Annotated in this window: 13 protein-coding genes; 7 read left to right on the forward strand and 6 right to left on the reverse strand. The window is 71.6% G+C overall.

What is annotated here, in order from left to right; all coding sequences use genetic code 11:
- The first annotated feature begins 11 nt into the window (after positions 1 to 11).
- The 6 genes from ACTWPV_RS46535 to ACTWPV_RS46560 all read left to right on the forward strand — a co-directional run bounded on the left by ACTWPV_RS46535 (position 12) and on the right by ACTWPV_RS46560 (position 7,962).
- Positions 12 to 1,028, forward strand: coding sequence for a PP2C family protein-serine/threonine phosphatase (locus tag ACTWPV_RS46535; RefSeq protein ID WP_443156746.1), 1,017 nt, complete (start codon positions 12 to 14; stop codon positions 1,026 to 1,028).
- A gap of 276 nt (positions 1,029 to 1,304) precedes the next feature.
- Positions 1,305 to 2,825 carry a PQQ-dependent sugar dehydrogenase gene (locus ACTWPV_RS46540; RefSeq protein WP_443156747.1) on the forward strand — a complete coding sequence of 507 codons (1,521 nt, stop codon included), beginning with the start codon at positions 1,305 to 1,307 and terminating at the stop codon, positions 2,823 to 2,825.
- A gap of 373 nt (positions 2,826 to 3,198) precedes the next feature.
- Positions 3,199 to 3,849 (forward strand): hypothetical protein, encoded by a 651-nt coding sequence (locus ACTWPV_RS46545; protein WP_443156748.1) that lies wholly within the window; start codon positions 3,199 to 3,201, stop codon positions 3,847 to 3,849.
- 75 nt (positions 3,850 to 3,924) lie between these two features.
- Positions 3,925 to 5,301 carry a DUF4331 domain-containing protein gene (locus ACTWPV_RS46550; protein WP_443156749.1) on the forward strand — a complete coding sequence of 459 codons (1,377 nt, stop codon included), beginning with the start codon at positions 3,925 to 3,927 and terminating at the stop codon, positions 5,299 to 5,301.
- A gap of 46 nt (positions 5,302 to 5,347) precedes the next feature.
- A complete protein-coding gene (locus tag ACTWPV_RS46555) occupies positions 5,348 to 6,628 on the forward strand; it encodes a tetratricopeptide repeat protein (RefSeq protein ID WP_443156750.1) in 1,281 nt (426 codons plus the stop codon).
- The gene (locus tag ACTWPV_RS46560) at positions 6,625 to 7,962 is read left to right on the forward strand and encodes a High-affinity nickel-transporter (RefSeq protein ID WP_443156751.1); all 1,338 of its coding nucleotides are present in this window, start codon (positions 6,625 to 6,627) and stop codon (positions 7,960 to 7,962) included. Before ACTWPV_RS46555 ends, ACTWPV_RS46560 begins: the two co-directional genes overlap by 4 nt.
- A gap of 36 nt (positions 7,963 to 7,998) precedes the next feature.
- Here the strand turns inward: ACTWPV_RS46560 and ACTWPV_RS46565 are convergent, their stop codons facing one another.
- The 6 genes from ACTWPV_RS46565 to ACTWPV_RS46590 all read right to left on the reverse strand — a co-directional run bounded on the left by ACTWPV_RS46565 (position 7,999) and on the right by ACTWPV_RS46590 (position 11,703).
- The gene (locus ACTWPV_RS46565) at positions 7,999 to 8,526 is read right to left on the reverse strand and encodes a MauE/DoxX family redox-associated membrane protein (protein WP_443156752.1); all 528 of its coding nucleotides are present in this window, start codon (positions 8,524 to 8,526) and stop codon (positions 7,999 to 8,001) included.
- A gap of 6 nt (positions 8,527 to 8,532) precedes the next feature.
- Positions 8,533 to 8,925, reverse strand: a complete 393-nt coding sequence (locus ACTWPV_RS46570; protein ID WP_347649376.1) for a S26 family signal peptidase — start codon at positions 8,923 to 8,925, stop codon at positions 8,533 to 8,535.
- Entirely contained in the window at positions 8,922 to 10,730 is a 1,809-nt protein-coding gene (locus ACTWPV_RS46575; RefSeq protein WP_347649377.1) for an ABC transporter ATP-binding protein, read from the reverse strand. Before ACTWPV_RS46575 ends, ACTWPV_RS46570 begins: the two co-directional genes overlap by 4 nt.
- A complete protein-coding gene (locus ACTWPV_RS46580; protein WP_347649378.1) occupies positions 10,723 to 11,250 on the reverse strand; it encodes a TlpA family protein disulfide reductase in 528 nt (175 codons plus the stop codon). Before ACTWPV_RS46580 ends, ACTWPV_RS46575 begins: the two co-directional genes overlap by 8 nt.
- Before the next feature lie 79 nt (positions 11,251 to 11,329).
- Positions 11,330 to 11,506, reverse strand: a complete 177-nt coding sequence (locus ACTWPV_RS46585; protein ID WP_347649379.1) for a hypothetical protein — start codon at positions 11,504 to 11,506, stop codon at positions 11,330 to 11,332.
- 23 nt (positions 11,507 to 11,529) lie between these two features.
- On the reverse strand, positions 11,530 to 11,703 hold the full coding sequence (locus tag ACTWPV_RS46590; RefSeq protein ID WP_347649380.1) for a hypothetical protein: 174 nt from the start codon (positions 11,701 to 11,703) through the stop codon (positions 11,530 to 11,532).
- Between the two features lie 141 nt (positions 11,704 to 11,844).
- On the opposite strand from ACTWPV_RS46590, the gene ACTWPV_RS46595 reads away from it, so the two are divergent.
- Positions 11,845 to 14,547, forward strand: coding sequence for a BTAD domain-containing putative transcriptional regulator (locus tag ACTWPV_RS46595; protein ID WP_443156753.1), 2,703 nt, complete (start codon positions 11,845 to 11,847; stop codon positions 14,545 to 14,547).
- Positions 14,548 to 14,551 lie beyond the last annotated feature (4 nt).

A 14,551-nucleotide genomic window follows, 5' to 3' on the forward strand; every position in this document is an offset into this window, starting at 1 on the left:
GGAAGCTGCACATGGGCCAGCCCAAGCCGATGGCCGACTCCCCCGCCGGCCGGGCCTTCCTGAGCGCGGATGTCGTCGAGGTTGCGCAGGTCAGAGGCGTACGGATGTACCTGCCCCTGCTGGACGGAAGCGATCAGGTGGGGGTGATGGCCCTGACCCTGGACGCCGTCACCGACGACGACCGGCGCCTGCTACGCCGGCTCGCCGGTCTGGTCGCCGACATGCTGGTCACCAAGAACGCCTACACCGACCAGTTCTTCCTGACCCGGCGCCGGGAGCCGATGAGCGTGTCCGCGGAGATCCAATGGAGCCTGCTGCCGCCGCTGTCGATGTCCGTGCCGCAGATCGAGGTGGCCGGCATCCTGGAGCCCGCCTACCGCGTCGCCGGCGACAGCTTCGACTACGCCCTGAACGACAACATCCTGCAAGTGGCCGTGATCGACGCGATGGGCCACGGCCTGGACGCCGCCTCGATGGCGACCATCGCCATCGGCGCCTACCGGCATGCCCGGCGCGTGTTCATCAGCCTGGCGGAGAAGTACGCCTTCATGGACGATGCCATCTCCCGGCAGTTCGGGCCTGACCACTTCGTCACGGCGCAGCTGATGCAGGTGAACATCACCACCGGTGAGCTGGAGCTGGTCAACGCGGGACATCCCGCGCCGCTGCTGATCCGCGATGGCCGGGTCGCGCGCACGCTGGAGAGCGCGACGACGTTGCCCGTAGGCTTCGGCGGAGAGGAGCCCCGGATCGCAGTGCACATGCTCCAGCGGGACGACCGGGTGCTGTGCTACACCGACGGCATCATCGAGGAGCGCGTCGCCGGTGGCGAGCCGTTCGGTGAGGAACGCCTCATCCGCTGCGTCAAGCGCCTGGGGGAAGAAGCGTCGGAGGGAGTGCGGGCGGATCTGCGTCGGCTCTCCCACACGCTGAAGCAGGAACGGAGCGAACGCACCAGCGACGACGCCACCCTTTTCATGATCGAGTGGCACGGGGGCGCCGCCGACCACCTCGCGGTTGTTGACTGAGCGCCTCGACGTCGACCGAGTCCGCACCGGCCAGCACCGCCCACACGGACGGCGGACAGCAGCGCCTCGAACGGGCGGCCACGCGCGCGCTGGGCGATGTACGTTTCATGCGGCCGGTGGCGGCCCTTGCCGGAGGATGTCGCATCACCGCAGGTGAGATGGTGTCAATGGCCTGGCGCGTCAGCTCCGCGCGTACATCTTGATCGCCGCCCTGGTTGGGACGGCGGGCGAGCCTATACCGTCCGATCCGACGACGCCTCGCCTCTGGAGTCCCTCATGCCAGGTAAACGCTGGGCCGCCCCCGCACTGCTCGCCCTGACCCTGCCGCTGCTCGCCCCCGTGGGCGTGCTCACCCCACCGGTCGCCGCGGCGACGTCCGTCTCCGAGGTGCCGCTGGAGGAGATCAACACGGTCACCACCCAGGTCGCCTTCGGTTTACGCCGCCCCACCGCCATCGCCGCACCCGATGACGGGACGGACAGGCTGTTCGTCACCGAGAAGCGCGGGACCGTGCGGGTCTACCACCCGGACACCGGTCTCGGCCAGACCCCGATCATCGACATCACGGCGTCGGTGGACGAGTCCGGCAACGAGCGCGGGCTGCTCGGCATCGCCCTCTCGCCCGACTTCGCCGAGAGCCATGACGTGTACCTCGCCTACACGGCGCTGCCGGACGGCGCGGTGACCCTGGCACGGTACGGGCTGGACGACGCGAACCTCGAACCCCTGCTCTCCCAGGAGCACGCCGAGAACAGCAACCACAACGGCGGCCAGATCGCCTTCGGCACCGACGGCAACCTGTACATGAGCATCGGCGACGGCGGCGGCTCAGGCGACCCCTTCGACTCCGGGCAGCGCGTGGACACCCTGCTGGGCAAGATCCTGCGCATCGACGTCAGCCGGAGCTGCGGCGACCTGGCCTACTGCGTACCCGAGGACAACCCGTTCGCCGGCGTCGCGGGCGCGCGCGAGGAGATCTGGATGTACGGCGGGCGCAACCCCTGGCGCTTCTCCGTCGACCCGGCGGACGGCTCGATGTGGATCGCCGACGTCGGCCAGGGCAGGTGGGAGGAGATCAACCACATCAAGCCCGGACGGCAGTCCGGCGCGAACCTCGGCTGGTCCTGCTACGAGGGGCTGGAGGTGTTCGACGAGACCCAGTGCGACTCCGGCGCCGACTACACCGAGCCGGTCTTCACCTACTCCCCGCACACCGGCGGCTGCGCGGTCATCGGCGGGCAGGTCTATCACGGCGAGGAGTTCGCCGACCTGGTCGGCGGCACCTACATCGCCACCGACTACTGCTCCTCCACCGTGTGGGCGCTGCGCGAGGACGGCGCGGGCGGCTATCACCAGGCCGAGATCGGCCAGACGCCGACGCAGGTCACCGCGTTCGGCGCCACGCCGGAGGGCGAGCTGTACGTCGTCAACGACCTTCCCGGGGGCCTGCACCGCGTCTCGTTCGAACGCGCGAAGCCGGCCTGCCTCATCGGGCACACCACGCAGACCTGGGGTGGCGGCATGACCGTCGACCTCACCATCACCAACACCGGCACCACCCCGATCAACGGGTGGACGCTGAGATTCCCCCTCTCGCGCGGGCAGACCGTCATCTCCGACTGGAACACCGACCTCACCCAGAGCGGCGACATCGTCACCGCGGTCAACGCCGCCCACAACGGCTCCATCGCCCCTGGCGGCAGCGTCACGCTGGGTTATCTCGTCAGCCACACGGGCGACACGTCCCTGCCGAGCAGGTTCTCCCTCAACAGGGACGCCTGCGCCGTCGACCGCTGACCGAGGCTCTGTGCAGTGGTATAACTACACTATGTGAGCGCGGCGCCCCGGCGCCGCCCCGCTGCGCCTCCCCATCTCCCTCCAAGGAGCAACCAGCATGCGCGCGACCCCCACGGCCACCGTCCCACCCTCCCCAGCCACCGGAATCTGAGGCCACCATAAGGCGCCCCCAAAACCGGGCGCCTTTCTCCTTTTGCACCCCGCACAACTGGCCACGCCACGCATTGTTTTTGTGCACCCGATTTACCGGTGCCGGCCTTTCGATGACTGCATTTACACTCCCTTTACAAGGAGTGACATCTTCACTACGTTGAGCATGTCATTGCAGGTCAGAGGCGTTTGACCGTCTCGTGACAACGAAAGGACGACAGCCATGCGCACCCTTTCCCGCATTACCGGAACACTCATGATCGGCGCCGCGATAATCGCGGCGACGGCCGCCCCCGCGGGGGCCGCTCCCGCGATCCCCGGCAGCCCATCCATTCAGCCGCCGAGCGCCACGTGTTTCGAGTTCCCCTACTTCGGCCCGAAGGGGCACGCGAACTTCGATTTCGGCAACGACATCATCAGGCTCCTCGACGAGCGCGGCGCCCGGGTGGAGGGCCTCGCCCCCATGCAGGCCAAGCCCGGCAACAGGGGCATCTACATGCCCATCGGGTGGAAGCAGGACCACATCGACCCGTGCAACGGGGTCTACTACCCCGGCGGGTTCGTCATCAACGACGTCAGGAGCGGGCACAGGGTCGCCATCCACGACATCTACCTGCGCCCCGACGGCGCGCACGCTCAGGTCGAGATCGACGGCCGGCCCCAGGGCGAGCAGCTCGTGGCCACCTACCGGCTGTCGGAGTTCGCCCCGTACGTTCCCACGCCCCGGCCGCTCGAAGGCGGCATCGGGCCCAAGCACTGGCCGTTCTACGTCAGCCCCTACCTCAGCCGGACCGTCAGGCAGCTCACCGGCATCCCGCTGAACGAGGGCGCCTACCTGGCCAACCTCGACGCGGTCGTCCAGTACGTGCCGTAGGGCGACCTCCCCAGACCTGAGATCCGCCCGGCCGTGCCCGCGGGCACGGCCGGGTGCCGGCGAAACGAGAGACAGATGCAAGTGACCAGCGCGAGAAGCCGGTGGACGTGGGCCACCACCGGCGGCGCCGCCATAGCCATGCTGACGACCACGGTGCTGCTCGGCCCCTCCATGCGGCCGGGCACGGCGACCAGCCACTGGGACGCCCCCGCGACCACCCGGGACAAGCAGGTCGACGCGACCGACCTGTACGCCTTCATCAGCCCCGAACGCCAGGACACGGTCACGATCGTGGCCAACTACATCCCTTTCCAGGTGCCGAACAAGCCCTACCAGTTCGACACCGGCGCCCGCTACGAGGTGCACATCGACAACACCGGCACCGGCCGGGCCGCCGTCACCTACCGCTGGACGTTCACCACCAAGGGGCTGCCGGTGCCCTCCTTGGTCCGCAAGCACCAGGCGGGTCCGGCCGACGCCCTGGTTGAGCAGAGCTACACGCTGACCAGGCTGCGCGACAGCAAGTGGGAGACGCTCGTGCGCGACGGTTATGTCGCTCCCACCGACATGGGCGCCCTGGCCACGCCGAACTATCCGGAGCTGCGCCGCAAGGCCGTCCGTGACCTGCCGGGAGGGGGCAAGGTCTTCACCGGCACGGCCGCCGACCCGTTCTACTCCGACAACCACGCGGTCAACCTGCTCAGGTTCGGGCTGCCGTTCTTCCCGGTCAAGACCGGCGTGCCGCTCAACGTCAGCTCGCTGGCCCTGCAGATCCCCAAGTCGGAGCTGGCGCTCGGCGGCGACCCCGCGGCCAACCCCGTCATAGGCGTCTGGACCACCGCCTCCCGCAGGTCCAGCGGCGTGCTCGGCTCAGAGTCCGCCGGCTTCAAGCAGGTCTCGCGGCTGGGCAACCCCAACTTCAACGAGGTCATCATTCCGTTGAAGCAGCGCGACCGCTTCAACACGCTGCGGCCCGACGGCGACGAGAGCGGCGGGCTCGTCATGCCGTCCACGCTCGACCCCGACCAGGCCAAGGTCGTCGCGAAACAGGCCAAGGTCGCGGCGCCGCCGACCCCGCGCAAGGACCTGGAGGAGATCTACCTCACCGGCCTGACCACGCGGGGCGACGGGCCGATCAACCGCGACCTCAACTCCCACCTGCTCAACCGGGACGTCTCGCGCATCGTCAAGGCGGAGGAGCTGCGCCTCAACATGAGCACGCCCGTCGCCGCCGAGCCGGACAAGTACGGCCTGCTCAAGGGCGACGAGCAGGGCTACCCCAACGGCCGCCGCCTCATCGACGACGTCGTGACCGTCAACCTGCGCATGCTCCTGGGCGAGCCCGCGGGGCCCGGCGCTCCGGGGCTCATCGCCGAGGACAACCCGGCGTTCCTGCTCAAACCCATCTCCGGCAGCTTCCCCTACCTGGCGCTGCCCGTCACCGCCGTCTGAGCCCACACCGAGGACACCCGATCAGATGAGTCGTATACGGCGATCGTTGCCCCTGCTGGGATGCCTGCTGCTGGGATGCGTGCTGCTGGCCCTGTACGCCCCCGGCGGCGCCCTGCGCCGGGACGAACCAACGCCCAGGCAGGCGGGGTGGTCGCCGCACGACCTGGCCGGGTCCATCGAGGACGCCCAGAACCGCCTGCGCCGTCACCCGGACGACGCGGCGGCCTGGGCGGGCCTCGGCTTCCTGTACCTGGAGCAGGCCCGCCGCACCGCCGACGGCGCCTACCACGCCAAGGCCAAGGGCGCGTTCGAACGTTCGATGCGCCTGCCCACGGGCGACGGTGAGCCGTACATCGACGCCGTGATCGGCATGGGCGCGCTGGCCAACGCCGGGCACGACTTCGCCGACGCGGTCCGATGGGCCGAACGGGCCCGCAAGGCCGCCCCCTACCGCTGGCCGCTCTACGGCGTGCTCACCGACGCCCACCTCGAACTCGGCCACTACCGCCAGGCCGAGAGCACGTTGCGGCACATGCTCGACGGCCGCCCCGACTTCGCCTCCTTCACCAGGGCCGCACGCCTGGAGCGGGTGCACGGGCGGCCGGGGCCCGCACGCGAACTGCTGCACCGCGCGTGCGCGATCGCCGGCGACCCCGCCGAGTACGCCTTCTGCCAGGGGCAACTCGGCGACCTGGCCTGGGAAACCGGTGACCCGCGCCCCGCGCTCGCCGCCTACGCCGAGGCGCTGGCCACCGATCCCGGGCACGTGCCCTCGCAGGTGGGCAAGGCCCGCGCACAGGCCGCGCTCGGCCACGTCGACCAGGCGCGGCGCGGCTACGCCGCCGTCGTCGCCCGGGCCCCGTCGTTCGTCGTCGAGTACGGCGAACTGCTCGAACACCTCGGCGACCGGGCGGGGGCCAGGCGTCAGTACGCCGTGTTCACCGCCCAGCACAAGCTCCTAGCCGCCGCCGGGAAGACCGACCACCTGGCCATGGGCACGTACGAAGCGGATCACGGCGATCCGGACACCGCGGTCCGGCACCTGCGGGCGGAGTGGAAACGGCGCCGGAGCATCGAGGTCGCCGACGCCCTGGGCTGGGCACTGCACCGGGCGGGCCGCCATGCCGAGGCCGCCACGTACGCCGCCCGCGCGGAAAGGCTCGGCGGGCACCACGCGCTGTTCGCCTACCACCGCGGCGAGATAGAGCAGGCGCTCGGGCACACCACCTCCGCCCGCGCCCACCTGACCAGGGCTCTGTCCATCAACCCGCACTTCTCCCCGGCTGGGGCCGCACGGGCGCGCAAGCTGCTGGCGGCGACGGCATGATCGTTCCACTGGCCGCCCCTCTGGTCTCCGCAGCGCTGGCCGCGCATCCGCTGGGCAACTTCAGCGTCAACCACTACGACGGACTGACGATTCACCGCGACCGGATCGAGCTCGTCTCGATTGTGGACAGCGCCGAGATCCCGACCCTGCAGCAGCCGGTACGCGGCCCCGTGGACGCCCACGCCCGTCGTGCCTGCGCTGGGCTGCGCGACACCGTCAGGGGCACTGTGGAGGGGCGGCCGCTGGCCTGGCGGGTCACCGAGGCGTCCTTCGCCTACCAGGCGGGGGCCGCGGGGCTGCGTACCAGCAGGCTGACGTGCCGCCTGACCGCGCCTTTGCGGGTGGACCGGCCGCTCACCCTCACCTTCGCCAACACCCACCGCGCCGGCACCGTGGGCTGGCGGGAGATCACGGCCCGGGGAGACGGCGTGCGGCTCAGCGCCTCCAGCGTGCCGGCGCACAGCGTGTCGGGCGGGTTGCGCGACTACCCCGCCGACCTGCTCAGTTCCCCGCTCGACGTACGCCGAGCGCGCGTCACGGTGGAGCCGGGGGCCGGAGACGCCGCAACGTCCGTGACCGTGCCGGGCGTGGACACCATCACCCGCTACACCGCTCTGCTGGCCGACCGGCTGAACACGCTGGTCGGCGCCGACCGGCTGACCGTGCCGCTCGGCATGCTGGCCCTGTTCCTGTCGCTGCTGCTCGGAGCCGTGCACGCGGCGATGCCCGGCCACGGCAAGACAGTCATGGCCGCCTACCTCGCCGGACGGGACAGACGTTTGCGGGACACGGTCGCCGTCGCGGCCACGGTCACCGCCACCCATACGGCGGGGGTGCTGGTCCTGGGCGTGCTCGTCACGCTCACCGCGTCGTTCACGGGGGAGGCGGTGCTGAGGTGGCTCGGGGTGGCCAGCGGCCTCATCATCGCCCTGATCGGCGTCGGCCTGCTCCGCTCCGCCCGCCGCCGCAGCCCCGTCCCCGTCCCCGTCCCCGACCACGGGCATGGTCACGGCCACGGGCAGGGGCGGCGGTCGGGTGGTGTGGTGGCGCTGGCCGTGGCCGGCGGGCTGGTGCCGAGCCCGTCTGCCCTGGTCGTCCTGCTCGGCGCGGTGGCGCTGGGACGTACCGTGTTTGGTGTCATGACCGTCGTCTGCTACGGGCTCGGCATGGCGTTCACGCTGCTGGCCGCCGCGCTCGCCCTGCGCAAGCTGGGTGACCTCACCCTGGTGGGACGGCTGCAGCGCCTGCGCCCCTACAGCGCCACCATGACCGCCGCGCTCGTCCTGCTCGTCGGCACGGGCGTCACCCTGCGCGCGGTCGCCGCCCTGGTGTGACCGTTCCACGCCGCCCGGCAGGCGAGCGCGAGGCGTTCACCAGGACGGCCTCAGCAGCGCCGCGAGGTCGTCCCATCGCGCCAGCAGCAGTCCCAGTACAGCGCCCAGCGTTCCGGCAGCCGCGCTGATCATCGGGTCGGCGGAGTCGTTCGCCAGCGATCCCACCAGCCCGAGCAGGGACACCGTGACGAGGATCAGGTTGCGCACCACGTGCGCCACGCCGACCGGTGTCTCGGAGGGGCCGAAGCAACGGCACGGCACCGGAGCGGGCCTGCGGGCGACCACGCCCACAGCCAGGGTGAAGCAGCCCAGCAGCACCGCCGCCAGCGCGAATCCCGCCGTCCCGGCCCAGCGTGGCGGCACCAGGACCAGCACGATCACCGCGGCCTCCCCCGCGGTGACGGCCACGGCGGCCATCGGGACGACCGCCCGGCCGATCACGGCCATCTCCCTGAGCGACTCGACGAACCCCTCCCACGCCCGACGGCCGCGGACCTTGCCCGCCAGGGCGAGCGCGAACACCGTGACCAGCAGCAGCCCGCTCGCCACCTCGACGTACCGCATGATCGGCTACCGTCCCTCTCGTGGCGGCAGGGACCTGATGACCGCCACCACATGAGAGGCGGGCAACAGGCCGAAGTGCCGGGAGTCCACGCTCCGGGGCGGGTTGTCACCGAGGACCGCGACGCGCCCGGCGGGCACCAGCCCGCCGCCCAGCACCGCGGGCAGGCGCTCGCCTTCGCAGGCGGCCAGCCGCTTGACCAGCAGCGGCGGAACGGGGTGCGGGTTGCGCACGATCACGACCTCGCCGGTCACGCCCCTGGTGCGCCGGGCCAGCAGCCGCTGGCCCGGGTGCAGGGTGGGTTCCATGCTGGCGCCCTCGACCGTGACCGTGACGAACCGCCCGCGCAGCCACACCAGGACGGCGACAGCGCCCAGCACGACTCCCACCACGTATCTCATGCGGTGTGCTCCGTGACGTAGCCCGCCGACTGCAGGGTGAACAGCCTGGCGTAAGGGCCCTCCCGGTCCATCAGTTCCTCGTGCCGCCCCTGCTCGGCCACCTGCCCCTCCTCCAGCACGACGATGAGGTCGGCGTCGCGCACGGTGTTGAGCCGGTGGGAGATGAGCAGGCTGGTACGCCCTGACCGGCCGGCGCGCATCCGGACGTGGATGTCGTGCTCGGCTTCGGGATCCAGCCCCGAGCTGGGCTCGTCGAGGATCATCAGGTCGGGCCGGTCGCGCAGCAGCGCGCGGGCGATGGCCATGCGCTGCCACTGCCCGCCCGACAGCTCGACCCCGGTGGACGCGGAGTCCTCGTCGCCGTCGCTGAAGAAGAGCCGGGTCAGCAGGGTGTCGTAGCCGCGCGGCAGCGCGACGAGCGTGTCGTGGACGCCGGCCCGCCGGGCGGCGGCCTGGATGTCGGGTTCGGAGCCGATCAGGGGAAGGTTCCCGAGGCCGATGTTCTCGGCGGCGGACAGGTCGTAGGCCATGTGGTCCTGGAAGACGGCGCTGATCCTGGCGCGCAGGTCGGCGGGGTCGCAGCGGCGCAGGTCCACCCCGTCCCACAGGATCGTGCCCTTGGTGGGGTCGTAGAACCGGCACAGCAGCTTGACCAGGGTGCTCTTGCCCGCTCCGTTCAGCCCGACGAGGGCGATGGTGCCGCCGTACGGGATGAACAGGTCGACGCCGCGCAGGATGTAGGGGTGGTCGTCGCCGTACCGGAACCACACGTCACGCAGTTCGATGCCGCGCCGCAGCGCCGGCAGCGGGGCGGTGGCCGTCGCGGGCAGGTCGGGCGGGGTGTGGGTGACGTCGAGGTAGTGGCCGAACATCCTCAGGCTCTGGGCCATCTGCGCGATCATGTGCACCATCGTGTTGAGCCCCAGCTGGGTGCCGGCCACCGCGCCGATGAACATCACCACGTCTCCCGCGCTGATCCTGCCTTCGCGCGCCGCCATTCCGGCCCACACCAGCCCACCGCCGGCGACCAGCGCGGCCAGCAGTTCGAGCGCGCCGTTCGTGGCCAGCCTGCGCAGGTCCAGGCCGCGCTGGGCGCGGTTGACGCCTCTGCGCTCGGCCAGCATCCGCTCGCGCAGGAAGCCGCCGATCCCGAACAGCCGGACCTCCTTGGCGGCCTGGACGCCGGTCAGCAGCTGGCCGTAGAAGAACTCCCTGCGCTGGGCGGGACTGGTCTGCCACATCATCGTCGTGTACTGCCTGGCCAGGCGTAGCTGGGCGGCGAGCGCGGGCGCGAGCGAGACCAGCACGATCACGGCCATCCACGGGTTGATCAGGGCCAGCGCCCCGAGGAACCCGGCGACCGTGAGCGCGGCCCTGCCGACGTCGAAAGCGGATCCGAGCAGCCCGTGGCAGTCGGTGGTGGACTGCTGGGCCAGGCGCAGCCGGTCCAGGAAGGCGGGGTCTTCGAAGTAGCGCAGCCCGGCGAACTTCCCGGTGGCGGTGAACAGCCGGTCGGTGGCGCGCAGGCCGACCGCCCTGCCGAGGGCGCCGTTGGCGTAGGTGGACAGGCTCGGCAGCACGCCTGCGGCCAGGCCGCTGGCGGCCAGCCCGAGCGCCGCGCCGAGCACGGAGCCGCGCTCGGTGGTCAGCGCGTCGAGCAGCGCTTTGGTGAACCAGGTCGTGGAGATGGGGACCGCGGCCTGGGCGAGGGTGGCGCCGACGTAGAGGATCACCGTCACGGGCGCGCTGCGCCAGGCCAGCCCCGTGACGGCGGCCAGGGCGCGCGGCCAGGACCGCTCAGCCACGCGCGGCGGTAAGGGCCAGCACGTCGGCCAGGTCATGTCCCGTCGCGAGCACCGTACGGCTGTCGTCGATGAGGAAGACCCGGGGGAAGGCAGCCACCTTGAACGCCGTGGCCATCGACCCGCCGTCCGGGCCGGCCGTGTCGACCATGGCGACCGGTTCGAGCAGTTCGCGCATCGGCCCGATCTCGTCGCGGAAGCCGGCGATCACGGCGATGACCTGGTCACGCGGCATCGTCGCGGCCAGCTCGGCGAACTTGGGGGCCAGTTCCTTGCAGGGCGCGCACGACGGGGAGAAGAAGCCGACCAGCGTACGCCCGCGCAGCCCGTGCTCCACCTCGAACTCCGCCACCGTCTCACCGGGCAGGAGCGAGGGCGGCGGGGCGCCGCCGGCCTGCTCGTACAGGCCGTTGAGGCGCTCGGTGTGTTCGCGCAACCTGCGGATGATGCCCAGGCCCAGCGCCAGGTTGAGGGCGCACAGCACGGCCAGCACCACCACGGCCGCCCACAGGGCGTAAACCATCACGATCTCCTCATCGCGGTACGGAGGGCCGGGCCTGATCAGAGGGCCCGGCCCGTGGATCACGACACCGGATCGGCGTCTAGCAGTACGACCAGCCGTTGCACCTGGTCCCCGTGTTGTAGGTGCAGCACCTGCGGTACTGGCACCGGCCGCCCATCACGGTGCGATATTCCTCCCAGCAGCTGCTGGCGGCGGCCCTGACCTGGGGGACGAGCCGTTCGACGAGCCGATCGGTGAATCTGGTGAGAACCCGCATGACGTCCTGCTTTCTGTTCCCGGTCAGCAGCGGACCCAGCCGTTGCACCTGGTCCCGTTGATGTACTCGCAGCACCAGCGCTTGTAGCACTGCTGCGGCTTGTCGTCCCACTGCCAGTAGCACCCCAAGGCTGAGGCCTTGACCTGGGGGACGAGCCGTGCGACAAGGCGGTCGCAGAGTCCGTGTAAGGCGTTCATGAGCCCTCGCTTCCTGAAGAGGAGCCTTCGCCTGGCAGCCTCACCCGGGCATCTCAGCGATTTCTCAATGACTTCTCAATGCTGTTCCGAACACATGACAACCTGGGAGGAGTCGATCTCCCCTGACTACGCTGGAAAGCCATGTTGATTCGGTTGCTCGGACCGGTGGAGCTGGAGCGCGCGGATCAGACCAGTGCGGTGCGCCCTCCGCAGGCCGCGCTCGCGCTCGCTGCCCTCGCCTGGGAGGTCGGCCGGGTCGTTCCCGTCGAGACGCTGCTGACCCGCATCTGGGGCGAACGGATCCCGTCCGGCGCGCGGAACACCCTGTACACGATCATCACCCACCTCCGCCACGAGGTGCTCGGCGACGACGGCGACGTGCTGCGCAAGCTCGGCGGCTACCTGCTCGACGTGGACGAGTCCGCCGTGGACCTGTCGCGGTTCCGCCGCCTCGCCGAGCGGGCGGCAGCCGTACCGGATCCCCGGCCGCCGCTGAGTGAGGCGCTGGCGCTGTGGCACGGTGACCCGCTGACAGGGCTGCCGGGCGAATGGGCCGAGCGGGCCCGCCGGCGGCTGCGGGACGAGCGGAAGGAGATCCTGCTGCGGTGGGCGCGTTCGGTGGCCGAAGCCGATCCGGGAGCCGCGGTGGCGGCGCTGTCGCCGCTGGCGGAGGAGTACCCGCTGGACGAGCTGGTCGCCGTCGCGCTGATCGAGGCGCTGCACGCGTCGGGGCGTACGGCCGAGGCGCTGACCTGCTTCGCCGGCGTGCGCCACACGCTCGCCGAGGAACTGGGCGTCGAACCAGGGACGGCGCTGCGCCAGGTCCATCGCATGTTGCTGCGGCAGGGCGAGGTGGCCGAGGCCGAACGTCCCGTACCCGCGCAGTTGCCCGTCCGCCTCGGGTGCTTCGTCGGCCGGAAGGCCGAGCTGGATGGGCTGGCCGCCGCCGGCGCCGTGTGCGTGATCTCGGGACCGCCGGGAGTGGGCAAGTCGTCGCTGGCGCTGCGCTGGGCCCACCTGCACCGCGACCGTTTCCCCGGCGGCCAGCTCTACGCCGACCTCGGCGCCCTCGACCCCGCCGGCGCACGCGCGGTCCTGCCCCGCTTCCTCGGCGCGCTCGGCGTCGCGGAGAGCCAGGTGCCCTCCGGCGTCGAGGCGCAGATCGGGCTCTACCGCAGTCTGGTGTCCGACCGCCGGGTGCTCGTCATGCTCGACGACGCCCGCGGCGCCGAGCAGGTCGCTCCGCTGCTGGCCACCGCGCCTGGGTCGCTGACGCTGATCACGAGCCGGTCCGAGCTGCCCTCGCTGTCGGTCACCGTCGGAGCGTCCCTCCTCCATCTGGGAGTCCTTTCTCGTGAGGAGGCCCGCGACCTGCTGGCCGCCCGGGTCGGTGAGGCCCGCCTGGCGGCCGAGCCCGAGGCCGCGGAGCTGATCATCGACAGGTGCGGGCGCCTGCCGCTGGCCCTGGCCATCGTGGCGGCGCGGATGGTACGGCGGAGCGAGCTGCCCCTGGCCGAGGTCGCCGCCGACCTCGAACGAGCGGAAACCGGCCTGGAACCGTTCGCCGACACCGACCCCGCGATCGACCTGCGCGTCGTGTTCGCCCGGTCCTACCGCGAGCTCACCGAGGAGGCGGCCGGCCTCTTCCGCCATCTCGGCAGGCAGGCCGGACCGGACTTTCCGGTGACCGCGGTGGCGAGCCTTGCCGCCCTGCCCGTGGAGCGTACGCGGAAGCTGATCGACCACCTCGACCGCGCCAACCTCGTCGACCACTCCGCCCGCGGCCGCGTGCGCCTGCACGACCTGCTGCGCGCGTACGCCGCCGAGCAGGCCCGCGCCACCGACAGCCGCACCGTGCGCCGGTCCGCCACCCGCCGCCTGCTGGACCACTACCTGCACTCGGCCTGCGCGGCCAGCGCCATCTGCTACCCGCACCGCGAACGCGTCAAGCCGGACCCGCCCGCCCCTGGCGTCGCCGTGGAGCACTTCGCCGGGCAGGGGGAGGCCCTGCGCTGGTACGCCGCCGAGTCGGTGGCGCTGCCCGCGGTGGTGTCGGAGGCGGCCGAGGCCGGACTGGACCGGCACGCCTGGCAGCTGGCCTGGGGGTTCGGCGAGTTCATGCAGCGCCGCGGCCCCTGGGAGGAGATCCTGCACGTCGAGGCGGTGGCGCTGGGCGCCGCCGCGCGGCTCGGTGACCGCCTGGCGCAGGCCGGCAGTCACAGCCGCCTGGCCCGCGCCCGCGCCAAGCTCGGCCACGACGAGAAGGCGGTCACGCACTTCGACCAGGCCATCGAGCTCCACCGCGACCTCGGTGAGCCCGTCCTGGAGGCGCACCTGCACCTGGGCCTGACGGTCCCGGTCAGCCGGGTACGGCCCGGCGAGGAGCTCCGCCACGCGCTCCGGGCCCTGGAGCTCTTCGAGGAGGGCGGGGACACCATCGGCAAGGCCCGGGCGCTGAACAACGCCGGTTGGTGGCGCGCCCAGCTCGGTGAGTACGACCAGGCGCTCACCGACTGCAGCCATGCGCAGGCCATCCTGGCCGACCTCGGTTACGCCCAGGGCGAGGGGCATGCCTGGGACAGCATCGCCTACGTGCTGGACGCCATGGGCGACCACACGCGGGCGGTGGCCGGCTACGAGCGGGCGGCCGAACTGTTCCAGGAGTGCGACGACCTCCACCCTGCCGCGCAGACGCTGGTCCGGCTCGGGGAGACGCACGCGGCGGCGGGCGACACGGCGGCCGCGCTGGACGCCTGGAAGCGGGCCGTGGAGTGCTACGACGCTCTCGGGGACACGCAGGCGGAGGCAGTCCGCGCCCGCTGCGCGGCGCTGGGCCGCCCGTGAACCC

It is taken from the genome of Nonomuraea sp. KM88, from assembly GCF_052245635.1.
Lineage (GTDB): Bacteria > Actinomycetota > Actinomycetes > Streptosporangiales > Streptosporangiaceae > Nonomuraea.

What these genes read in the sequence shown, in the direction of transcription:
- ACTWPV_RS46590 (WP_347649380.1), bottom strand. Translation starts at nt 11,703, where the DNA reads ATGAACGCCTTACACGGACTCTGCGACCGCCTTGTCGCACGGCTCGTC.
- ACTWPV_RS46545 (WP_443156748.1), top strand. Translation starts at nt 3,199, where the DNA reads ATGCGCACCCTTTCCCGCATTACCGGAACACTCATGATCGGCGCCGCG.
- ACTWPV_RS46565 (WP_443156752.1), bottom strand. Translation starts at nt 8,526, where the DNA reads ATGCGGTACGTCGAGGTGGCGAGCGGGCTGCTGCTGGTCACGGTGTTC.
- ACTWPV_RS46550 (WP_443156749.1), top strand. Translation starts at nt 3,925, where the DNA reads ATGCAAGTGACCAGCGCGAGAAGCCGGTGGACGTGGGCCACCACCGGC.
- ACTWPV_RS46580 (WP_347649378.1), bottom strand. Translation starts at nt 11,250, where the DNA reads ATGGTTTACGCCCTGTGGGCGGCCGTGGTGGTGCTGGCCGTGCTGTGC.
- ACTWPV_RS46595 (WP_443156753.1), top strand. Translation starts at nt 11,845, where the DNA reads ATGTTGATTCGGTTGCTCGGACCGGTGGAGCTGGAGCGCGCGGATCAG.
- ACTWPV_RS46570 (WP_347649376.1), bottom strand. Translation starts at nt 8,925, where the DNA reads ATGAGATACGTGGTGGGAGTCGTGCTGGGCGCTGTCGCCGTCCTGGTG.
- ACTWPV_RS46535 (WP_443156746.1), top strand. Translation starts at nt 12, where the DNA reads ATGGGCCAGCCCAAGCCGATGGCCGACTCCCCCGCCGGCCGGGCCTTC.
- ACTWPV_RS46560 (WP_443156751.1), top strand. Translation starts at nt 6,625, where the DNA reads ATGATCGTTCCACTGGCCGCCCCTCTGGTCTCCGCAGCGCTGGCCGCG.
- ACTWPV_RS46585 (WP_347649379.1), bottom strand. Translation starts at nt 11,506, where the DNA reads ATGCGGGTTCTCACCAGATTCACCGATCGGCTCGTCGAACGGCTCGTC.
- ACTWPV_RS46540 (WP_443156747.1), top strand. Translation starts at nt 1,305, where the DNA reads ATGCCAGGTAAACGCTGGGCCGCCCCCGCACTGCTCGCCCTGACCCTG.